Raw genomic sequence first — 21,299 nt, forward strand, 5'->3', positions numbered from 1 at the left:
ACGATGCATGGGGTGCCAGTGATCATCATAACTTTCGCCGGAGAGTGCATCAGGCATGTGCTGACATGATGGGTGGATAATTTTCTAACTCTCCCTCCCTTTCCTGACCTGCGGTGCCAACCCGTCCCAAGCCAAAAATTAGCGAAACAGCAATTGTTATGAATTCGTCCCGTGAAAAGCTGTACATAAACACAGGCATAAAATATCAGTTTGCCAAATATGCGAGTTCCAGCTAGACCTGCTGATGGCCTTTTGCTAACTTCCAATTGGATCCAGACTACTGACTGAAAGCAGGCGACTGATGCCCTCGTATCAGGATACTTCGGAGGATAACGATACGCATCGCCTCCTGATAAGTTTTAAAAAGGCAGGCATGCATTGATTACTACACCACTCGGTAAGTACACAGGGATAACCTGGGAAGCAGAATGTCAGCTCGTGTTCAAATTCAAGCACGGAGCAGATGGGTATCAGCAAGTTCCCGCGTCCCCAGGTGATTATGGCATCGAAGGCTTTACGAAGCGCACTGGTTATGCCTTTCAATGTTACTGCCCTGAAAAGCAGTACCATCAGGATGAGCTATATGAAAACCAGAGAGATAAAATCAATAAAGACCTTGGCAAACTAAAGAAAAACACCGTAGAACTACAGAAAATTCTCGGCGACACCAAAATTTCAACTTGGTGTTTTGTCACACCTGAAATTAACAGAAACAAGCTGCTATCCTATGCTCAGACCAAACAAGTAGAAGTAAGGGCCTGGGGTCTACCGCATTTAGATAAAAACTTCACGATCCTACTGCACGATCATGAATTCTACGTGCAGGAATTCAACACACTGAGAATATCAGCAGGCTTACCTCCATGTCTGGGCTCGCCAACAGAATCGTTGCCTAAAGTGAACACGTCCCTTGAGCCATTTGATGAAAACCTGGCCAGAAAATGTAGTTTACGAATGCCTGGAAAACCTGCCAGGCAGGTGGAAAGCCTAGTAGCACTCACGACAAAATCTTTCCTAGATCATGATACTTACTTTCAGTCATTGTACGACCGATCTCCTCAGACTTATGTAAACGTCGCTCGCATCGTAAATGCCTTCGAGTTGGAGGTTCAAGAATGGGGACTCACGTCAGATGCAACACCTGAGCAGCTAACAGAACTGGTAAAAAACAGACTGATGGATTTCTTGGTCACCGACCGCAACCTCAACATTGACAAGTCTACGGCAAGCGAGGTGGTGCGAAGAACTATTGCTCGTTGGCTTGCGATCTGTGAACTGGACTTCAATGAGTAAACTATGGCTCAGCTTAAATTCACAAGGCGACCCATCCCAGTTCTTTCAGAACTCCGCCCACTATACAAAATCTCGCAGGCACTTCTTATTCTTCATCTATCGTGCCGTGGTGCAAAAGGCAGCCTTCCTAAAATCCACCTTTTAAACTGGGCGCTCAAGACTCCCGAGCGAATAAAAGGTCTTGTAGTAGGTGCCGAACACCGTCAACTACATCTCCCCATTTGGGGTTTTGACCCGGCCATGGCAATTGCTTTGAACCTCGCGTTCAAGGAGCACCTGATTACACCGACAACGAACGGCTTTGAGCTTAGCCCCAAAGGAAAAGCCTACGTAAACTTGATACTTGCTGACGAAAGTGTACTCAGCGAGGAGAGAGCAGCCCTAAATTCAATCGGGAAAAAAATTACGGAAGACATGGTAGATTCCGTATCCAAGGGATGGGAATAATCATGTACATCAAGGCTATAAAGATTGATATTCAAACAAGCAGTGGCCCGTTTGGATTCTTCACTACTTTTAATCGCAACCTGAACATTATCAGGGGTCGTAATTCTGCCGGCAAAAGTACAATCGTACATGCCATTATGTATGCTATCGGCATGGAAGAGTTGCTGGGTGCCCAAAATGAAAATGCTCTAACTTATGCCCTCAAAGACCACCTTGAACATGAGAACATTAAACACGCCATTCGCTCATCCAAAGTAACAATCGAAATTGAGAACAAAGGCAAAACAATTACTGCCACTAGAAGCGTCAAAGAAGAAGGGCTCAGTACAAAACTTATACAAATACAGGAATGCTCAGGTTTAACCGAAAGTCAGACCGCCCCCACTCTCTACAAGTTTCTTCATGACGGTGGCAGCGCAAAAATTGAAGAAGGTTTCTACACCTACTTTGAAAACTTTCTAGGTTTGACGCTGCCATTGGTACCAAAAACCAATGGCAAACCTGAAAAACTTTATTTGCAATACGTTTTTGCTGCAATGATGGTTGAGCAAAAACGTGGCTGGACTGACTACATTGCCAACCTACCTTATTTCGGGATACGGGATGCACGGATTAAAATTGTCGACTTCCTCGTTGGCACTGATGTCTTCGAAACTGAAGCAAAGCGTGACATCCTAGATCAGGAAGCGAAGTTGATCCACGAAGAGTGGCAAATTTCTTATCGAACACTTGTTACTGAAGCACTAAAGCAAGGTTTGCAATTCTCCAAGATTTCAAAAAACCCGACTCCCGACTTTAAGGCCGAACTTGTTGACTTCCACAAAACGACGGAAGGCATAACTGAAAGCATATCGGAGTATCGAGCACGCAAGATCAGCGAGCATGAAATCATCGGCCTGAGGTTGACCCAACAGGGTGAAGCTCCAACCCAGGAGTTAACACAATCCATAGACAAACACACCGGCGAACTCGAACGCCTCACGGTCGCTTACGAGACATGCTTGGGCAACCTTGCATTGCTGCGTGTGAACACTACCAGCAATAGGTTAAACACTAAGCAAGCCCGAGACGAACTGACTAAAAACCAGGCTGCGCAGAAGCTCATAAAATTCGGCGCTTCGCTCAATTTGTCCACCGCAGAAAACTCTTGCCCTGCATGCCATCAAGCCATCGGACACTCTCTTGTGGATCTGCATGAGAGCACACCTCACATGGACATCGGCACCAACATTGACTATCTGAGTGCCCAACTCAGAATGCTCGAGCGCGAGCGAGGCGGCATCGATCAGTCGATTAAGGAAGCAGAAGCACTTAGAGATCAGTTGGCTAAAAACATTGCTGCCACCAAGTCTGCACTGAGAGCTTTGCGGTCAGATCTGACCTCCAACTCTTCCGTATCTAAATCAGGCATCAGACTGCAATTGCAGATTGAGATGGAGCTCGAAGAGCTTTCCAAATTCGAAGCGTACTCCGATCAGGCACTGGACGCCTTCGCACAGCTAGCAAACCGTTTCCACAAGAACCAGAAAAGCCGGGCGCAGATGCCTCGCACCCAATACTCGGACGCCGACTTCGCCAAGTATCGGCTTTTCGAAAAGATGTTTCGCGCCAATATCAGTGCCTTCGATTACCACAGCGCGGCGATCGAGGACATTGAATTCAATAAGGAGAATCTACTACCGTACCTGGCCAAGATCGAGCTCAGAGAGATCAATGAGGGGAGTGTGGCGTCACCTGTATCTGCAGCCTTAACTACCTCGACAGTCGCCCGAAGTGATGACAGCCCCAAAGGAAAAGGCAATATCGCTCGGGAGTCCAGCGCTAGTGACTTTGTGCGACTCATCTGGAGCTATTTGCTATCCATCTATCAGACGTCCGCTCATCCAACGGTCAACGGTAACCACTTAGGGATACTGCTGCTGGACGAGCCAGGGCAGCATTCTATGGCCACCAAAAGCCAGCGGGCGCTGTTCCAATTGCTTTCATCGGAAATGGGGCTGCAGAGCATCGTAGCGGCCTCTTTTGATGACAGCGAAGCGACCTACAAAGAGGCAACTTCGAACGTCGAGTTCAAGCTCATACAGCTCGGAGACAAGTCTATTTCTCCGGTTACTGATGGTCGGGCTTAGGAGATGATCGTTTAGGCATGAGCCCAGGGAGACGAGGGAGACAGGTATCGTTTGAGCCTCTCCACTCCCCATGTGAAGGCCCAGCGGCGGCTAAAAATTGACAAGATTTCAGGTTATTTTGGGGCAAATGGCAATCATGGAATTCGTCGAAGATAATCATGCCAACACCGTCCAACGAAGGATCGTCCTGCATGCGGCGTGCGAGACTACATCGGTGACCACTTCGACGCGGGTACTGGCACCCACCCTGCTTTCCAGGCGGATCCGATAGCCGACGGTTTTACTACTTGCTCAACCAGCTCCTTTGCCATGCGTTTTGCAGCTACACGCGCAGACAGACGACGAGGTTCAAGCATGACGATTGTCTGACCGACCAGCAATTCTTCATCAAGCAGAGCAAGGGGTACGCGTGTGGTTTTGCCGGCACCTGGCGGGCTTGGAGCACAACTTCGTTGCGATCTCGAGGGCTGTTAAAAGCGCTGGCAGGGCATCGTTGATCTGCAACGAATTCATGTCCTCTCCGGCAAGGCTCTGGAGATTATAAAAGCTGCCGTTGGCTTAAGCTCGTACCCGTACTTGAAGCGTGTAGCGGCGGTCTACGGGGAGGGACTCATTCTTGAATGATTTTGCCACCACGCCTAGTGAGGTGTTTACCAATTTCCTTGTGAGCCTTACGTTTTCTCATCGTAATCGGTAAAGGGCGGAGGCAAAAGGGTGAACGTAAGCCAATCTGGCTTCGAGAATAGGAATTATCAGATAAATCAACTAACCGCACCATCAGCAAATACTGAAAACACCAACTCACAGATAAAACGTTATGATACTTACTGCCCTCCGAACCCTCTAAAAAAACAAACACAATGACCATCATGAAGAATACAATGTTTGAGAATGAAAAAGAAATGCAAGAAGCCATCGGAGTTCACCTGAGGAACTTTAGCGGCCTAGGGGACATTATTACCCCATACAATTACAATAAAAACGGCAACCCTAAGCGTGATCGCATCATTGAGTCATATGAGTATTGCTGGAATTGCGTACGTGAAACAGTACTAATCAGCGAAAACAAAAACATATCTCTATTTGAGTCAGAAATATTAAAGCCTGACTTTCTATTATTTGACCCCGGAATGGAAACTTTTGTAGTTGTCGAGCTGAAAAACTCATCAAACGCCACCAGAGAGTCAGGAACAGAACTAGGTGCATATACAAACGCAATAAAGGCACATTTTCCACTCATTTCAAACGGCGATGTAATTTGCGTAATAATATCAAACTACTGGCCAACGCTTTTAAAAAACTATTTATTCAGCGAAATATTCTGGCACAAACGAAACATATTGTGTCTTCAACCAAAATCTACCACACCACTAGAACTTGAACACCTGCCACCTGAAATACTTCTCGATGCTAACCCACCCCTGAAATTCAACAGAAACACTTTCTCTGGACTTCAGCACTGCATATATGCAAAAAACATATATAGCGGCGGTCAAATTGAGGATCTAGACGCACATCTCGAGCGAATCAAATCCGCGTTCGAACGAATCATCAGAAAATCCAATGAAATAAACTCACACGGCTTCGCTTTCTTATGGCTTGATCTCAGAGAGCATACTGTAGCTAGGTACAGTATTACATATCTTGATATCAATCCATGTGAAAAATTTCAACGTTACGAGATCAGCATTCCGAATAAAATATCTCAATCCCTCCACGAAACCATTACTGAATGGGAGACATCCGGAGTTACGTATTCGACAATCAACACACTTTCAAAAGGAGACTACTTCCTTGATGATATTGCAAACCCTTTTCCGGAAGCACCATCGCCATGGCGAACGCTAAAAAAATTCATGCTCTGCAACAGCAAACTTATTTCATTCAGGGCTTGGGGCTTTTTGGCAGAGCTCCATGAGGATGCACTTCTAGAAGAATACAAATCTAACAAACACACGACAAAGTATGACTGCCCTGAATTCGGTTTAAAATTTATAACAGATATTATTCCAAGCTAACTTCCAGCATCATTCAAAAAACACACACTATTACCTTCGCTTTCAGCATTATTAATGCTACGGGCAAAAAAATCACAGCTGACCAACCTACTTTCCGAACTGAATAAACCAATGAGAAACACCTTCAAACATACTAGCGTTAAGATTTCTGGGAAGTCAATCGGGCACTACATGTCCATCCACAACACCAACTCTCGGCGTCTTCGACGATATTGAAAAGGCCGAGAACATCCTAGCAATAGTTAGGCGGCAGAGGCTAAGGGTCATAAATTATGATTTTTGTTTGAGAACCATTACACAGGAGCGACACCTTAGTCGCCGAGGTAAGTTGATAAAGCTCATATAGTGAACCGTCCTTGTATTTTTGTTCTGGTCGGCGCTTTAGTCGACGCTCTTGTCCGTACCAGTAGAAACGTATGCTTTCTCGACCCCGGCCCTACGACACAGGCTGATCAAAGCATTTGCCCGCAAATGGTCGAATACGCGCATCGGTTGCAGTGATCTCCGCGACTAGCGGAACGCTCACCTGCACGCAGAGCCGAGATCGCCTTGAACACTTTCGTAGTGGTAGCTCTGGCAGAGGGAACAGAGCTTTTGGAACGTCCGGTGACGAGCGAATGAATGGCGATGGTGTCGCAGCGACTACCACCGAGGTTTTCCAGGATGGGGCGTATATTGTTGGAAATTTCGGATAGCCCAATACCTGTGCGAAGCCAAACCAAGTCACCGTTATCATCGCGAAGCATCCAAGGCATGGTGATGACCTGTCCATTCACGCTGGCCGTACTTTCAGGGACGTAGTGTGCGATACCTGGCTGCAATACGGTGCCACGATCAAAAGCGATCTTGGCATGCTCCAAAAGAGTCTTGTCCTCGGCCCGACTCGGTAATGGCCTCTCGCTCCATGCCTGCTCAAAGGCATCCTGAGACCTCACTCCATCACGATAGAAATACTCAAGCCCGGCCAGCACTGATCGACGAGCTCGGAACGCTACGTCCAGCTCCTGCTCAGCCGGTAGGTTGAGCTCATGCGCGTAGTGGTACTGGAGGGAGCAGGACGTGAAGCCGTCGAGCACGGAGAAACTGATCGTAGCGGGCGCAGTCATTGGAACACGAGCCGATGAAACCGCGCCTACCAACCTATTCGCGACTCCACTGATCGGAGTAAGGATTGATGGGGCGCAGAGGGGGCTGGGGATCTTAGACATATCCGTGCCGCAATATACGTTGAGCCGATTTTTGGCCCTCGAAACGCCCACGTACAGCAAGTTGTTACGCTCGATAGCTTCGCCCGCAGCCCGCAACTGGGCTGTGCTGTTGAGCGTCTCTGGAGGAAGCAAAAGGGCTTTGCGATCATCAAAGCGGGGCGGGGCATCGGCACCAAACCGGGAGTTCTCGACGTTGGCCATGTGCACAACGTCGAATTCGAGCCCCTTGCTGCCGTGAACCGTCATGAGCCTGACCGCGTCAATCACAGCGGCCTCCGGCGGTAACGAACGCATTGCCGACTTTTGTTCGAGATAGCGCCGGAAATCCTCCCTTACCAGAAACTTGGACAAAGTTGCCTCGCTACCGGCGCCATCACTATTGCGCACACCGTAGAGAAATTGCCACAGGGCCAGGCGCCGAATTTGAGCAGTCGCGGATTGGTCGCTCAAAGAGCCCAGTCCGAAACCCTTTTCGAACATCAGGTCGCACACGAAAGCCCAAGGACGGAAGTTGCGCGTCGACGTACCTAGCAACTCATTCAACGCATTCACGACCTGCTGTCCCTGAGGGGACAAGCCTGGCACTTGCTGCTTCAGCCAACGTCCGTGCTGATAATCGGGGCCTAGCTTGCACAGGTTCGTCAGCAGGGCTACGTCCGACGCTGGCATGCTCAGATCGCTGTACCGCAGCAAGCCCAGGAGCGCACCAGGCGAGCGCTGAGTCAGGAGTTGCATCAGGCACATGAATTCCTTCACTTCAGCCCGCTCGCTCAACTCGCCGATGTGAAGCACAGGGATTCCAGCGCGCTCAAGGTCATGGGCCAGCTTGTCCACCTGAGAGTTGGTAGAGCTGATGATGCCTTGGCTACCATAGGGATGACCGCCCACCCGACACTGTTCGATCTGACCGACGATGCTGCTACTTTGAGCGTCTTTCGCCGTCTGAATCAGGTTCGGCATGACCCCACTCGCAGGGCGAGAAGCTAAGACAGTATCGAGGGGCACGACAGGCTGCAGTACGTGATCTGTGCCAGCCCTTTCGACTACGCGGAGAATCTCAGGGGCACTACGGCGATTTATGTCCAGGCTGTACCGCGCGATCGAATCTGTCTGCCCGCGCGCGACGTAGGCTTCATCGAACTTGAGCAGACTTTGGATCGACGCCCCGCGCCAATGGTGGATAGCCTGGCGAATGTCACCGACGACCCACAGATGGCGCCTAGGCAGCCCAATTGTCTTAACAAATTCGATCATGACGTGGTTGACGTCCTGATATTCGTCCACCAACACATGGTCGTACTGGTCAAGAAAGGCGGCTATCGAGGGGCGGTCTTCGCGCGCTTTAATCGTCGGGCGCACCATCAGGTCTGGGTAATCGACCCAACCCTCCCGTCGCAGGACAGCCTCATACGCCCTATACAGGGTGGCGATATCTTCTCGCTCCAGCGCTACGTCCGGGTCGACGGCTGGCAATTTTTGAAGAATTGCTAAGTATTCGTATGGAAAGACCAGCTCTTCTTTCAGTCGGTGAATAGTTTTCAGGACGTCAGGCAGCCAATCATAGGGGTTGAGCAACCTGAAAAAATATTTGAGCTCCAGAGCCGGTAGCTCATCCACCATCATCCTGACCTGCTGCAGCAGATCCGCGACCTTGATCTGAGGGGTCAACCCGAAGAGCTGATAATGCTTGCGCAGCAGCTCCAATCCGAAGGAGTGGAAAGTGCCTGCCCAGATATGGGATGCATTCGGGACATTGGCCGCTGTGAGTCGCTCTACAAGCTCCTGCGCGGCACGGTTGGTGAACGTCATGACCAAAATTTTATCGGCAGGCACACCACTTGCGATTAAGTGGGCCACGCGGTGCACCAGGGTCGTTGTCTTGCCCGTACCAGGCCCCGCGACGACATTGACGTACTTCTCAGGTGCCTGAGCCGCTTGACGCTGAGCATCGCTGGGAGGGTGCGTCGGCGCGGGAAGCGCAGGGGGAACATCCGGGAGCAACAACGCATCAGCCAGTTGCTGCCGCACGACCTCTAGGGGCAGGAGAAAATGCGTGGCAATTAGCCGGGAACGCCAGCCGCTTGACCACAGCGCCCTTGCTGCCGACTTGGGGAATAACAATTCCCGTGCAAAGACGTTGGCCTGAAGCTCCTGGCGTTCCCACGCGCCATAGCCATCAACGACCGCAGATCCAGCCGATTGCCCCGCATCTTCGGCAAGGAACGATGACGAAGCTGAGCCCTGTGGCAGTTGAGGCGAATCGAGATACCAATGGCCGAGCTCATGAGCCAACAGATAGGCTTTTTCTTCCTGGCGAACATCGTTACGAACCAGGATTGTGAGCATGGATCGCTGTATGAGGGCATCCCCGCCACACAGCGCATAATCGTCCGGAGCCACCCATTCGATTGCAAGGCCCAGAGTATCTTCAACGACTGCGAGCAACTGCTCACTGCTTGGATAGGCCTCACCACACGCAGCGATGAGTTTCGCCCGCGCATCCATTGCCTGAATTCGTGCACGGTCGAAAGGATTCATCTCAGTCTCCCAAGGCCAACAGTTCAGCTTCCTCATCGTGAGGCAGATTGAGCGCCCTCACCGCCTCTTCCCACGAAACAGGCTCAGTCAAAATCTTCGGTTGACCATTGGGTGCCTTGAAGGATGGTGCTTGCAACTGACGGAAATTGAGACTGACAGCCTGGGCTATTGCTTGCTGGGAAACCTCGAAGAACTCAGCAGCACGATCCAATAGAACACTGGGGGCACGTACTATCCCGCAAACCAGTTCATTCACCAGCTTGCGCTTGCCCGGCAGCCCAAGAGCTATGGCCAGCTCGCTAGCCTTCGGGCCCACGAATCCGGCCATAGCGGCCTGTGCTTGCTGAACCTCCACGGCGGTGCAGAGGGTCACTGCTTGGGTCTGCAGACAGTAGGAGAGTTCCTCGGCTAAAAAACCTCCAACGATCTGAGACGCCGAGCGACCGTACTCCTTGGCGGTCAGCTTGATCTCCAAGCTAAGGGTACGGTCAAGCCTCGCCATCCACTGAGAATTTTCCCCACTGTAGGCCGCGACTTTTTGCTCATAACCGTCGAGAACTTTTCTACCACTACGCTGTTCGAGTGCTTCCTCAAATCGGTCATAGCCTCTTTCGACCAATTCTCGGATGAGCACTGAAAACTTCTTGCCTTGATTCCTGGCAACCGACTTCAGCGCCTCATGCATGGATTCAGGTACGTAAACACCAAACGTCTGCAAGACGTCCTTGGTGCTGGTTACCGGCCCCGTCCGGGTCGTTTCTGATGCACGAGGCAACGCTGGTTCGTAATGACTACGCATAGACACCTCCTTTGGCGACACATCCTTTTGTGACACAACCTGGACAGGCGATGAACTCAATGGTTCTGCTGAGCAGGAAACGTGTGGAGGAACTACTAAGTTGGAGGTCAGCTCTGCCATGACCTTTTTAGCGAGCAAATCTGCAGAGGGCGCCTCCACCTTGAGTAGATGGCCATCTGGCAGGGGTACCGTACACTGGTGGAAGCCTGCCACCTCCCGAAACTCACTCGCGCTGGACACCCACGCGAGATAATCTGCCCAAGCTCGGAGGGGCGTAGAAGTCAAATTGACATTACTTTTCATGGTAGACTTTGGCCATCGTGACGGTAGGAGCTACGTGATTACGGGCGCTCGTATATCATCTTTATATCACTTGCCATGTAGGGACACAATTGATCGACGCTCATTTTTCACGGGCTATCCACGGCGCAGTGAGCGGCTGGATGCTCGATAATTCTCTCGAATCATGCCTTTCAGCTCTTGATCATCCCTCGCAGCTTAGCTCCCTTCTGCTTCCCGCCGTGGAGGCATATCTGGCGAACGTGGGTATCGAGCTGTATGACGTCCAGGAGCATGCTTGGACGAACCCACTGATTCATCTGCGCGCAGTGTTTGATGTGCACCAAGATTTGCCAGAAACCCCTTCCGCTTTCATTCCGGTTCCGGACGTTGCTACCACCATTGCAGCAAGAGCCTGTGCCGTGGCCTGCTTGGCCGCGCTGAATTCGGATACCGTGTCTTACGGCTCGGAGAATGACGGCCATTTGTTCGTGAATCTGATCGTGCTGCCAGGCGAAGATGAATTCGCGGAAAAATCCAAAGGCGGCATGCGCGGGCATACCGACGGCGTCTCGTTCCCCCTCCGTGGACAACCTCATGAATTCGACCAGCGAGTAGCGCCTTCACCGGACTTCGTTTGCTTGAGCGGCCTTCGGAATCCGGACAGCACTTCTACGACCGTCATGCCGCTGGCGCTCGTTCTGCAGCAACTGTCGGATGAGGACATTGCCGAGCTGACAAAGCCTCAGTATGTGATCCGGCCCCAGAAAACCTTCAAGCTTGGCTTGGAAAGGATGTTCGGTAAGCGGCACCCACTTGCTAGTTCAATGGAAAACATCCAGTTGCTGTTCCAGGCCGGTACTGGATACTGGATCCGGTACAGTCACAGCGCCGGGGATGCGGGCTTCGATTCAGATCTGCCCAAACGCGCCCTGGATCGATTTGAGAAAGCATGCCTAGATTGTTCAAACTCGGTTGTCATTTCGCCTGGCGATCTTCTGGTTGTAAACAATCGCGTAGGCCTGCACGGTCGTAGCGAGGTCGGTGGCGAAGCAGGCGGCGAATCTCGATGGCTATTGCGTACCTACGGGCTGGATACCCGCGATCTGACTTCGGATCAACGCTATGCAGGAAGCTCGTTCAAGCTTTTTCCCTGAACACGCATCCCATTCTTGATAATGGCCAATCATCGCTGAAACGGCGACGGGGCACGTCCTAGCCGCCGAACAAGCAGGGAGTCTTTTGCATGGATGAAGCAGTATGAAGTGGAGCAAGTCTCGTATTGGCTGGACAAGCATCCTGGCGGGATTACTTTTCCTGGTTCCGTTTCTCAGAGACGTGTCGACCATCATAGGGCCATGGGCAGCCTACATCGTTCAACCCAGTACATCCGACGGCCTGAACCCCAACCTCTTGGGCTTGTGGCATGAAAAATATCAATATCCCCAACGCAATGGCGTTGTTAGCTTTGAGGGCACCACGGAGTTCTTCCGCAACAAGACATACCGAATCACCGGTCTGTTGAAGAGCACTACTTTCTTGCCTATACCACTCTCGCCATTCACCACAAGCTATAACTTCGACGGTAATGGAGAATGGCAAGCCACCGGCGATGAGCTGGTCATCAAACTGCTGAATGTGAAAACGCGCGTAACCGCCCTATCGCTAGCCGGCATGACCTTCAAAATCCGTGACACCTCGCATCCTCGGAATGCTGAAGAAACCGAATTGGAGCAAGGCTTGCTCTTGGCCCAGTCTCAGCGGTACGACATTCGCAGCACGAAAAAGAATGAAGTAATACTGGAGACCAATGGCCTATTCGCTGACAGCTACGTCATCAAGATGACTCGCACCAAACAGATGTCCATGAGATAGCTGGAGCGCACAGATTCCAGACCAAATTCGCGCAATGTCATCCTGTCACTCACCATCGTCTTGGAAGACCCCCTTGGTCACGCTCGCAATCGAAAAGAATGACTTTTTGAACTTCATCCCCGCAGAGAGGATTGCTAATTACTTGAACAAGATGATGGTGATGGTGATGGACATGATTGCGCGTTGAGAAGCGCTCGGGAGACATGCCCGCATCCTCTCTCGCATCTGGTTGGCCGACGTGATCAAAACTCGCGCAGGCCAACCATTCCATTGCAGCAGTAACGATTGAGGCACCTGCTATCTCTGTGCCTAAACAGACTGTTAGGACATGTATCAGGTCATAGCAACCAACTGACCTAGCGAGTTCTTCTCGTCATTATACGCCTTGCAAAGCGCATGCATGACTTCAGAGGTCTCATCCTCGCCCCAATCTTGATCAAGAGCCCACTTGGAATCGTACAGTCCCATTAAGGTATCCTCAGAACCAGTGCTTGCAACAATCACCGCTCCCGTAGGAAACGACACCTCCGGATCTGCCAGCAGCCCATATATGGGCATATAGCCTTCCAGTCCTGGCTTACCTTCAAAGTCGGGCATTCTATAAATCGGCCAGCCTTTCTGACCGAAGCAAACGTTCCAAAGTACACCAGACACGACTGCACCACCGCCCCGCTCATAATAGTGGGGTGCCACGCTGTGTTCGTTGCCCGGAATCACCAATCGGTCAGCCAGGATAAACGCAAAAGTGGGGCCTTGCTCGAACTGGGTGGACTTGAACGCAGAATTTGCCTTATTGATGAGCGTATTGGTTACCGCCAGCAGTGAGCGAGGATCGTACGAGTTATCGTTGAAGGCGCGCTTATAAGGAGCGATTTCTCTCTCCGCCATCGCAACTCGCCGCCCTTGTTTGAGCTGGTCTTCAAGTTCAATTTGCTGTTGCATGGCATCTTCGTGCATCTGATTCGGCCTATACGGCGCATCAACGATGTCGAGAGACTTGACCTCAACAAAGAACTCCTTCCCATTTGGTAGCAGGCAAGCAAAGTCCGGCATGGAGTTATTTCTCGCGTCTACCCTTCTCGTCTTGAAGCGCTTACTGAGCATCCCATAAACGAGTGCCTCACCGTAATACTCAAACGTCTGACGAAAGTTATTACTATCATTCACATGAGAAACAAGGCTGAAACCATGTTTCAGTTCATCAATGAGCCCCTTCAACTCAGGATCTGTATACGCATCCTCTTCGAGCTTCTTTAAATGGCTCCACGAAATTGAACTGAGGCTATGATCTGCCGACACACCATGCAACTCATGACACCAGTACAGGTATTTCTGGCTTACTGGAAAGGCCATCTCAAGACACCGGTTATACGCTTCTCGAAGTTCTACCCCCTGTTCCGCAGTGGGAGCAGAGTGAGTAGCAGCACTTAATAGTGTGCGGACTGTATCCAAGTCAGACTTGATGCCCGGAACGTGTTGTTCGACATGAGAGAGCCCTTCCAACCTGTCGAATTCCAAGCTGCCCATGTGAGTAATCCTTTCCTCCCGAGGCAAGGCGCGTTGGTACATGAGAGCGTCATACAGTGCGGCTGACAGCGGGTTTTCCGGGCGACTAGGTTTTGAAGGAGCTGTAGAGTTGTTCAGAGGTGATTCCATTCTTTATCGAGCCTCGCAATAACATGGTGGCAACACACCAACATCTTGGGTGCGCCCCCCCCCCTGAGAGATTGCATTCGGTTCAACCAGCAGGCACTCACTTGGCAATTCACTGGCTGCTTCTTTATGACTGCTGGGCGAGCCATGGTGCGTACACTAACCTGAACATTCAATAGGCTTTGACGCGGCTCAAGGAAGCTCGTTGAGCGGGCACATAGATGGGTATGGAATCAGGATTCTGAGGCTGGTTGGCTGGAAGGGGATCGTTTGGATTAAGGCGAATGGTGGGCTGACTGAGGAGGGAGTTGAGGGTGGGGGCTTGGAGGGGAGATATTGGACAGGAGGTGAGTCAGGGGGAGGTTTTGAGCTGAAGAGTTTTCGGTTCTAGGGCATATTTGACAAACAACAGCATTATTTCGGTGCAAGTGACAAAACATGGAATTCGTCGAAGATCAGCAGGCCCACGCCCTCCAGCGCCGGGTCGTCCTGCAGGCGGCGGGTGAGGATGCCTTCGGTGACCACTTCGATGCGCGTCGTGGGGCCGACCTTGCTGTCGAGGCGGATACGATAGCCGACGGTTTCGCCGACCTTTTCACCCAACTCACTGGCCAGGCGCTCGGCGGCCGCGCGCGCGGCGAGACGGCGAGGTTCGAGCATCAGGATGGTTTGCCCCGCCAGCCACGGCTCATTCAATAGCGCCAAGGGTACGCGGGTGGTTTTACCGGCGCCGGGCGGCGCTTCCAGCACGGCTTCATGGCGATTCGCCAAGGCGTCACGCAAGGCGGGTAAAACATCATCGATCGGCAACGAATTCATACTGGCTCCAAAGCAGAGCGGCGAGTATAACGGCGAACTGCCGGATGCCGGTGGTGGTCTCAAAGACACCACTGGCTTCGAAGATAAAAACGGTCAAAAGTGGGAGCGGGCTTGCTCGCGAAAGCAATCTGTCAGTCGACGAATATGTTTCTGAAAGACCGCATTCGCGAGCAAGCCCGCTCCCACATTGGATAGTCGTCGTCGCGTAGATCTGGCTTATAGTCACCTTTCAACCGTGTTCAGGAGAATTTTATGCGTATCGCTTCCCGTGTCATCGGCGGTGTCCTCGCCGTCACCCTGCTGAGTCAACTGACGGCCTGCGGTTCGATTTTCTACCCGGACCGCCGGGGCCAGATCGGCGGCAAGATCGACCCGGCGATTGCCGTGCTCGATGCCGTTGGCCTGCTGTTTTATGTCATCCCGGGGTTGATCGCATTCGGCGTCGACTTCGCCACCGGCGCTATTTATTTCGAGCCGGGCAAAACCGCACAAGTCGCGCCGGAGAAGTTGCACGAAGCCATCGGCGCCGACGGCAAAGTCGACAACGCCAAGCTGCAAACCATCATCCAGAAAGAAACCGGCCACACCCTGCCGCTGGATGACCCGCGCATGATCCAGTTCAAGGGCAGCGTGCAACAACTTGCGTCCCTGGGCCTGCAACCCGCCGCTTAAGGATTCGACCCGTTTATGACCAGCAGTCCCGAACACGCACGGCTCTTGCGCCTGGCCACCCGCGCTTCGGTGGGCGTGGCCTGTGCGCTGATTATCACCAAGGCCATCGCCTGGTGGCTCAGTGGCTCGGTGAGTATGCTCGCCGGGTTGACCGACTCGCTGCTGGACGGCGTGACCTCGCTGCTGAATCTGCTGGCGGTGCATTACGCGCTGCGCCCGGCCGATGATGATCACCGCTATGGGCATGGCAAGGCGGAATCGCTGTCAGGCATGGCCCAGGCGCTGTTTATCGCTGGCAGTGCGGTGTTGATCGCATACCAGGCGTACCAGCGCTTGCAGCACCCGGAACCGGTAGGCGCGCCGTGGTTGAGCATCGGGGTGATTGTGTTTTCACTGGTGATGACCGTGGCGCTGCTGATGTTGCAACACCGCGTGATCCGCGAAACCGGCTCCAACGCCGTGCGTGCCGACTCACTGCATTACCGCTCGGACTTGATGCTCAACGGCAGCATCCTGGTGGCGCTGGTGTTGGCCGGTTTTGGTTTCCATCAGGTTGACGCGTGGTTCGGCCTGGGGATTGCCGTCTACATCTTGTGGAGTGCGATCCAGATCGCCCGGGAAAGTTTTGCGGTGCTGATGGACGAGGAACTGCCGCCGGACGTCAGCCAGCACATGCTGGAACTGGCGCGTGGCATACCCGGCGTGCTGGGTGCCCATGATTTGCGCACGCGGATCTCCGGCAGCCATTGGTTTGTACAACTGCATCTGGAATTGCCCGGGGAATTGACGCTGTCAGTGGCCCATGGCATCAGCGACCAGGCCGCCGATGCCATTCACAAAGCCTACCCTCGGGCCGAAGTGCTGGTGCACGCCGACCCGCTGGAAGTCGTCACGGGCGCCAAGGCCTAATACTGCACCTGATACCCGCGACTGGTCAGGCAGTTGCCCTGGGCCTGGCGGTAGGTTTGTACCACTGCCGGGGCCGGGGCGTAGGAGACCGCCTGCGGATCGAAACCACTTTGCTGCACCGCCCAGCGATAGCAGTCATAGCCATCCTGCTGCACCTGGGCCGGTGATTGGCCGTTCGCCGGATAGGCAATCACGTCATAACCATTGCCTTGCGGCGCGGGTTGCGGCGCCGGCACTTCTGTCGGCGGTTGCACCACCACGTACTGCTGAGTGGCGCTTTCATAGGTGTAATAGGAACCTGCCGCGAGGAAGAACAACGCGCTGCCTACCCATACTTCCCGGGCGTAGTCCGGCAGGTATTGCACGCGGATGCCGTACGGCGGCGTGACCACTACGTAACGCGGGCCTTGCGGGCGATACCAGTAGCCGCCGGAGAAGAAGTAATCCTGGCCACGGTATGGCACGCGGTAATTGCGGTCGGGGAAGCGATCAACCATATAACCAGGGCGATATTGCGGCCCCGGGCCCCAGCCGTTGCCGTGCCCATCAGGGCGACCTGGCCAGCGGTTGTCATTGGGGTGGCCATTATTGAAGCCGCCACCTGGGCGTGCGCCATTCCCAGCCTGCCAATGCGGGTTGCCGTCGTTGCGGCGCGGGATGTCCTGATAGTTGCCCTGACGCGGCTCCTGGGTTTGTCGAACCGTGTCCGGGCGACCTTGAATCGGCAGATTATTCGCCGGTTGTGGCGCTGGCCGAGGCTGTTCGGCGCCTTGCGGGCGACCTTGCCACTGCCCGCCGCCGTGAGGCTGTTGCTCAGCGCGATCAAAATGCTGGTTTTGCGGGCGCGGCTGATTGTTCTCGACATGCGGGTTCTGTGGCCGCGGCTGGTTATTCTCCGGACGCGGTTGATTGTTCTGCGGGCGCGGCTGGTTATTTTGCGGGCGCGGCTGTTCGTTACCTTGCCGCCCGCCTTCCGGGCCTCTTTCATGCTGACCGCCCCCTTCGGAGCGCGGGTCGTCGGCCATCACTTGCGTGCCGACGGTAACCATCAGCAAACCTACACCTGCCATACGCCAGATGCGCTTCATGCTATTCCTCACTGCGGATTAGGGCCTCGAGTGTCCGGCCTCATAGTATGAGACTGGAAAAGCCTCACCCGGTTCTGAGACAGGTTATCAGTCACGAGAACTTTCTTTGCAGTTAAAAAGAGGCAGGTAAAACCCACGCAAAAGAAAAGGGGTGACCCGTCGGCCACCCCTTGAGAATTTCGTCCTGGCTCAACGCTTTTGACGTTGGCTCACCTCACGCCGTCTTGTGGACAGTGTGCAGCCTGGAGGCCGGCTCAACCCTGCTGGGGTGGCGGCCGCAGCGGGCCTGATTGGGCTCGCTGTAAGTGGACTGTTGTCCAGGCGGTGATTCTGTTGGTAATCATAGGCCCGACGCGCCGATAGATGATTGCGAAGATTGCGTCAATAAACAGTGCTTGCGCAATTTTTAACCCTTCATAGATAATTCGCCGCAATAGTTACGACAAAGGCTAACCCAATGAGCAAGCTTGACCGATACGACCTGAGTATTTTGGCGGAATTGCAGCGCGACGCGAGGATCTCCAACCAGGAGTTGGCCGAACGCATCGGCCTGTCGCCGTCGCCCTGCTCGCGCCGGGTCAAGCAGCTGGAAGATGACGGCTATATCGCGCGCCAGGTCGCCCTGCTCGACCGCAAGATGCTGGGCTTGAGCCTTACGGCCTATGTGCTGATCGGCATGGACCGCCACACACCCGAGCGTTTCGAGAATTTTGAAGCCGCGATCCGCACGCTGCCGCAAGTGCTGGAATGCAGTCTGGTGACCGGGATGGATGCTGACTATCAGTTGAAAGTGGTGGTGCCGGACATGGATCACTACCAAAAACTGCTGCTGGGCCATCTGACCCGCATTGAAGGCGTGACCAGCGTGCGCTCCAGCTTTGTGCTCAACCAGGTGCTCAACAGCACCGAGTTGCCGCTGACGCACCTGCGTACCTGATCTCAAACACATCGCCGATCAAATGTGGGAGCTGGCTTGCCTGCGATAGCATCAACTGGGGCTGGCTGATACACCGAGTTGCCTGCATCGCAGGCAAGCCAGCTCCCACATTGACCGCGTCAAGACTCAGGTCAATATTGCGTCTGTAACGCTGCCGTATACTTGCCCGCCTGCCCTGTCGGAAGAAGCCCATGAACAACATCGATCCCGCCGTTTTTGAAGAATGGATGATGACCGGCCTGGTCACCATTCTGATCATTTTCATGGGATTCATCGTCTGGGACCTGGCGAAGAAATCCAAAGCCGGGCGCTTTGGCTCGTTCATCCTGTTCTTCGTATTGGGCCTGGGCGTGGCCGCATTCATCATCAAAAGCGTGGTGATCGGCCTGATCGAGTCCGGCGCCCTATAACCGCGCCGGCACTTCCTTCCATTGGCCTTGATCCAGGCCATCAATCGACCAATCCCCGATACGCACGCGCACCAGGCGCAAGGTCGGCAAGCCCACCGCAGCGGTCATGCGCCGTACCTGGCGGTTACGCCCTTCGCGAATCACCAGCTCCAGCCAGTGCGTCGGCACGCTTTTGCGAAACCGTACCGGCGGGTTGCGCGGCCATAGCTCGGGCTCATCCAATTGCCGAGCTTCGGCGGGCAAGGTCATGCCGTCGTTAAGCTCCACGCCGTCACGCAGGCGTTGCAGTTGTTCTTCGGTGGGCTCGCCTTCGACTTGCACCCAGTAGGTTTTCGCCAGCTTGTGCTTGGGGTCGGCAATGCGCGCTTGCAGTTGGCCATCGTTGGTCAACAGCAACAGGCCTTCGCTGTCACGGTCCAGGCGGCCCGCCGGGTAGATGCCAGGGATGTCGATAAAATCCTTGAGGGTCGCACGCCCGCCTTCGTCGCTGAACTGGGTCAGCACGTCGAACGGTTTATTGAACAGGACCAACTTCGGCTCGGCCGGTGGCGCCTTGGCGACTCGACGCGCTGCGGAGTACGGAGGTTTCACGCCAGGGCGGCGCGAATCGGGACGGGTGGGACGGGACATGGCAAAGGAACATCTAACGGTCAGGACCGACAATGCTAGTGGCCTGACCGTTAAATGACCATCCCAACCGCTTAGCGGAACGGCGGTTCGTCGAAACTGCGCAGTTTGCGCGAGTGCAGCGAGTTGAGTTCGGTGCGCAACAGGTCCACCGCCTCGATGCCGATCTTCAAGTGCTGGCTGACCGCACGCTCATAGAACGCGTTGGCCGAACCCGGCAGCTTGATTTCGCTGTGCAGCGGTTTGTCCGAGACACACAGCAACGTGCCATACGGCACCCGCAAGCGGTAACCCTGGGCGGCGATGGTGCCGCTTTCCATGTCCACGGCCACGGCGCGGGACAGGTTGATCAACGGCCGTTCCTGGGCCCAACGCAGCTCCCAGTTGCGGTCGTCGTAGGTCAGCACGGTGCCGGTACGCAGGCGTTTTTTCAGCTCTTCGCCTTTTTCGCCCGTGACATTCGCCGCCGCTTGTTGCAAGGCCATCTGCACTTCGGCCAGGGCCGGGATCGGGATGTTCGGCGGCACCACGCGGTCGAGAATCCCGTCGCGGCGCATATAGGCGTGGGCCAATACGTAGTCGCCGATGGTCTGGGATTGGCGCAGGCCGCCGCAGTGGCCAATCATCAGCCAGCAATGTGGGCGCAGCACCGCGAGGTGGTCGGTGATGTTTTTCGCGTTGGACGGGCCGACGCCGATGTTCACCAGGGTCACGCCGTGGCCGTCAGTGGCCTGCAGGTGATAGGCCGGCATCTGGTAACGGTGCCAGACCACGCCGGCAGCAATCGCCGACGCTTCGCCGTGGTCCATGCTCTTGTCGATGATCACGTTGCCCGGCAGCACCATGCGGATAAACCGTGGGTCGCTGCGCAGTTGCTCCAGGCCATGCAGGATGAACTGGTCAACATAGCGGTGGTAGTTGGTCAGCAGGATCCACGGCTGCACATGGCGCCAGTCACTGCCGGTGTAGTGCACCAGGCGGCGCAGGGAAAAGTCCACACGGGCGGCATCAAACAGCGCCAGCGGCAGCGGGTCGGTGTTTTCCCAGTCATAGAGGCCGTCGGCAATACCATCGGTGGCGGCAGACAAATCGGTGCTGGGGAACACGCGCGCGAGGGTCGCGGCGGTCACGCCGGAGCCGGCCAATTCGTCGCCCTGCTCCACCACATACGGGTAAGGAATGTTCTGCTGGCTGACGCCGACTTCAACCGTCACGGTGAAGTCGTGCATCAGCGGCACCAGTTGCTCCAGCAGGTATTTACGGAAGGCGGCCGGATGAGTGACGGTAACGCTGTAGGTCCCGGGCAGCTGGACCTTGGCATACGCGCGAGTAGTCTGTGGGACTTCGCCGTGGCAGTGGTAAGTCAGGCGCAGTTCCGGATAGCGAAACTGTGCGCGCTGTTCGGCGTCGGGTTCGACGCGGTCCTTGAGGTATTGCTTGAGGGCCTGATTGAGCGCGCCGGTAGCACGCTCATGAAGAGCCGCCAGCCGATCCACGGCTTCTTCGGCGGTTTGAACGACAACAAAAGCTTCGGTCACGGTAAGCATCCTGTGTTCTGACTTGCAGACCTTTATCTTGCCTGTATCCCGGCCTCACTG

16 protein-coding genes and 2 pseudogenes are annotated in these 21,299 nt (G+C 54.1%); 10 read left to right on the forward strand and 8 right to left on the reverse strand.

All coding sequences use genetic code 11. The features are described 5' to 3' along the window. The first annotated feature begins 438 nt into the window (after positions 1–438). The 3 genes from ACDZ94_RS04215 to ACDZ94_RS04225 are packed head-to-tail and all read left to right on the forward strand — an operon-like array spanning position 439 to position 3,869. Positions 439–1,293 carry a hypothetical protein gene (locus ACDZ94_RS04215; RefSeq protein ID WP_432751121.1) on the forward strand — a complete coding sequence of 285 codons (855 nt, stop codon included), beginning with the start codon at positions 439–441 and terminating at the stop codon, positions 1,291–1,293. 3 nt (positions 1,294–1,296) lie between these two features. Further along, positions 1,297–1,740, forward strand: a complete 444-nt coding sequence (locus tag ACDZ94_RS04220; RefSeq protein ID WP_432751122.1) for a hypothetical protein — start codon at positions 1,297–1,299, stop codon at positions 1,738–1,740. Between the two features lie 2 nt (positions 1,741–1,742). Continuing rightward, on the forward strand, positions 1,743–3,869 hold the full coding sequence (locus ACDZ94_RS04225) for an AAA family ATPase (protein ID WP_432751123.1): 2,127 nt from the start codon (positions 1,743–1,745) through the stop codon (positions 3,867–3,869). Positions 3,870–4,002: 133 nt separating this feature from the next. Here the strand turns inward: ACDZ94_RS04225 and ACDZ94_RS04230 are convergent. After that, positions 4,003–4,382, reverse strand: a pseudogene (locus ACDZ94_RS04230) (ATP-dependent helicase HrpB); the annotation flags it as partial. Positions 4,383–4,750: 368 nt separating this feature from the next. Here ACDZ94_RS04230 and ACDZ94_RS04235 point away from each other — a divergent pair. Then, positions 4,751–5,887: a hypothetical protein gene (locus ACDZ94_RS04235; protein ID WP_432751124.1), complete on the forward strand. Its 1,137-nt coding sequence runs from the start codon at positions 4,751–4,753 to the stop codon at positions 5,885–5,887. Positions 5,888–6,339: 452 nt separating this feature from the next. Here the strand turns inward: ACDZ94_RS04235 and ACDZ94_RS04240 are convergent, their stop codons facing one another. Both ACDZ94_RS04240 and ACDZ94_RS04245 read right to left on the reverse strand, forming a co-directional pair. Then, complete coding sequence (locus ACDZ94_RS04240; RefSeq protein ID WP_432751125.1) at positions 6,340–9,633, reverse strand: UvrD-helicase domain-containing protein; 3,294 nt, start codon at positions 9,631–9,633, stop codon at positions 6,340–6,342. Between the two features lies 1 nt (position 9,634). Then, positions 9,635–10,432 (reverse strand): hypothetical protein, encoded by a 798-nt coding sequence (locus ACDZ94_RS04245; RefSeq protein WP_432751126.1) that lies wholly within the window; start codon positions 10,430–10,432, stop codon positions 9,635–9,637. A 443-nt stretch (positions 10,433–10,875) separates the two neighbouring features. Here ACDZ94_RS04245 and ACDZ94_RS04250 point away from each other — a divergent pair, with 443 nt between their 5' ends. Both ACDZ94_RS04250 and ACDZ94_RS04255 read left to right on the forward strand, forming a co-directional pair. After that, on the forward strand, positions 10,876–11,868 hold the full coding sequence (locus tag ACDZ94_RS04250) for a TauD/TfdA family dioxygenase (protein WP_432751127.1): 993 nt from the start codon (positions 10,876–10,878) through the stop codon (positions 11,866–11,868). 103 nt (positions 11,869–11,971) lie between these two features. Beyond that, positions 11,972–12,586 (forward strand): hypothetical protein, encoded by a 615-nt coding sequence (locus tag ACDZ94_RS04255; protein ID WP_432751128.1) that lies wholly within the window; start codon positions 11,972–11,974, stop codon positions 12,584–12,586. Positions 12,587–12,919: 333 nt separating this feature from the next. On the opposite strand, the gene ACDZ94_RS04260 is transcribed toward ACDZ94_RS04255, so the two are convergent. Then, positions 12,920–14,113 carry a hypothetical protein gene (locus tag ACDZ94_RS04260; protein WP_432751129.1) on the reverse strand — a complete coding sequence of 398 codons (1,194 nt, stop codon included), beginning with the start codon at positions 14,111–14,113 and terminating at the stop codon, positions 12,920–12,922. A gap of 552 nt (positions 14,114–14,665) precedes the next feature. After that, positions 14,666–15,058, reverse strand: a pseudogene (locus ACDZ94_RS04265) (DEAD/DEAH box helicase); the annotation flags it as partial. Between the two features lie 252 nt (positions 15,059–15,310). Between ACDZ94_RS04265 and ACDZ94_RS04270 the strand changes: the two are divergent. Both ACDZ94_RS04270 and ACDZ94_RS04275 read left to right on the forward strand, forming a co-directional pair. Then, the gene (locus ACDZ94_RS04270) at positions 15,311–15,730 is read left to right on the forward strand and encodes a polyribonucleotide nucleotidyltransferase (protein WP_128587755.1); all 420 of its coding nucleotides are present in this window, start codon (positions 15,311–15,313) and stop codon (positions 15,728–15,730) included. A 15-nt stretch (positions 15,731–15,745) separates the two neighbouring features. Then, on the forward strand, positions 15,746–16,639 hold the full coding sequence (locus tag ACDZ94_RS04275) for a cation diffusion facilitator family transporter (RefSeq protein WP_064454258.1): 894 nt from the start codon (positions 15,746–15,748) through the stop codon (positions 16,637–16,639). On the opposite strand, the gene ACDZ94_RS04280 is transcribed toward ACDZ94_RS04275, so the two are convergent. Further along, positions 16,636–17,727, reverse strand: coding sequence for a DUF6515 family protein (locus tag ACDZ94_RS04280; RefSeq protein WP_064454259.1), 1,092 nt, complete (start codon positions 17,725–17,727; stop codon positions 16,636–16,638). The two genes, ACDZ94_RS04275 and ACDZ94_RS04280, sit on opposite strands and share 4 nt — an antisense overlap. A 457-nt stretch (positions 17,728–18,184) precedes the next feature. On the opposite strand from ACDZ94_RS04280, the gene ACDZ94_RS04285 reads away from it, so the two are divergent. Next, the gene (locus tag ACDZ94_RS04285; RefSeq protein WP_003194418.1) at positions 18,185–18,664 is read left to right on the forward strand and encodes an Lrp/AsnC family transcriptional regulator; all 480 of its coding nucleotides are present in this window, start codon (positions 18,185–18,187) and stop codon (positions 18,662–18,664) included. A 200-nt stretch (positions 18,665–18,864) separates the two neighbouring features. Beyond that, entirely contained in the window at positions 18,865–19,074 is a 210-nt protein-coding gene (locus ACDZ94_RS04290) for a DUF2788 domain-containing protein (protein WP_007975837.1), read from the forward strand. Here the strand turns inward: ACDZ94_RS04290 and ACDZ94_RS04295 are convergent. Both ACDZ94_RS04295 and amn read right to left on the reverse strand, forming a co-directional pair. Next, positions 19,069–19,704 carry a pseudouridine synthase gene (locus tag ACDZ94_RS04295; RefSeq protein WP_262666326.1) on the reverse strand — a complete coding sequence of 212 codons (636 nt, stop codon included), beginning with the start codon at positions 19,702–19,704 and terminating at the stop codon, positions 19,069–19,071. The genes ACDZ94_RS04290 and ACDZ94_RS04295 overlap by 6 nt on opposite strands. 71 nt (positions 19,705–19,775) lie before the next feature. Further along, positions 19,776–21,248, reverse strand: coding sequence for an AMP nucleosidase (gene amn / locus ACDZ94_RS04300; RefSeq protein ID WP_162238864.1), 1,473 nt, complete (start codon positions 21,246–21,248; stop codon positions 19,776–19,778). Positions 21,249–21,299 lie beyond the last annotated feature (51 nt).

The sequence above is a fragment of the Pseudomonas sp. UBT genome (assembly GCF_050915955.1).
GTDB lineage: Bacteria > Pseudomonadota > Gammaproteobacteria > Pseudomonadales > Pseudomonadaceae > Aquipseudomonas > Aquipseudomonas antarctica_A.

What these genes read in the sequence shown, in the direction of transcription:
- ACDZ94_RS04220 (WP_432751122.1), top strand. Translation starts at nt 1,297, where the DNA reads ATGGCTCAGCTTAAATTCACAAGGCGACCCATCCCAGTTCTTTCAGAA.
- ACDZ94_RS04225 (WP_432751123.1), top strand. Translation starts at nt 1,743, where the DNA reads ATGTACATCAAGGCTATAAAGATTGATATTCAAACAAGCAGTGGCCCG.
- ACDZ94_RS04235 (WP_432751124.1), top strand. Translation starts at nt 4,751, where the DNA reads ATGTTTGAGAATGAAAAAGAAATGCAAGAAGCCATCGGAGTTCACCTG.
- ACDZ94_RS04240 (WP_432751125.1), bottom strand. Translation starts at nt 9,633, where the DNA reads ATGAATCCTTTCGACCGTGCACGAATTCAGGCAATGGATGCGCGGGCG.
- ACDZ94_RS04245 (WP_432751126.1), bottom strand. Translation starts at nt 10,432, where the DNA reads ATGCGTAGTCATTACGAACCAGCGTTGCCTCGTGCATCAGAAACGACC.
- ACDZ94_RS04250 (WP_432751127.1), top strand. Translation starts at nt 10,876, where the DNA reads ATGCTCGATAATTCTCTCGAATCATGCCTTTCAGCTCTTGATCATCCC.
- ACDZ94_RS04255 (WP_432751128.1), top strand. Translation starts at nt 11,972, where the DNA reads ATGAAGTGGAGCAAGTCTCGTATTGGCTGGACAAGCATCCTGGCGGGA.
- ACDZ94_RS04260 (WP_432751129.1), bottom strand. Translation starts at nt 14,113, where the DNA reads ATGGGCAGCTTGGAATTCGACAGGTTGGAAGGGCTCTCTCATGTCGAA.
- ACDZ94_RS04270 (WP_128587755.1), top strand. Translation starts at nt 15,311, where the DNA reads ATGCGTATCGCTTCCCGTGTCATCGGCGGTGTCCTCGCCGTCACCCTG.
- ACDZ94_RS04275 (WP_064454258.1), top strand. Translation starts at nt 15,746, where the DNA reads ATGACCAGCAGTCCCGAACACGCACGGCTCTTGCGCCTGGCCACCCGC.
- ACDZ94_RS04280 (WP_064454259.1), bottom strand. Translation starts at nt 17,727, where the DNA reads ATGAAGCGCATCTGGCGTATGGCAGGTGTAGGTTTGCTGATGGTTACC.
- ACDZ94_RS04285 (WP_003194418.1), top strand. Translation starts at nt 18,185, where the DNA reads ATGAGCAAGCTTGACCGATACGACCTGAGTATTTTGGCGGAATTGCAG.
- ACDZ94_RS04295 (WP_262666326.1), bottom strand. Translation starts at nt 19,704, where the DNA reads ATGTCCCGTCCCACCCGTCCCGATTCGCGCCGCCCTGGCGTGAAACCT.
- amn (WP_162238864.1), bottom strand. Translation starts at nt 21,248, where the DNA reads ATGCTTACCGTGACCGAAGCTTTTGTTGTCGTTCAAACCGCCGAAGAA.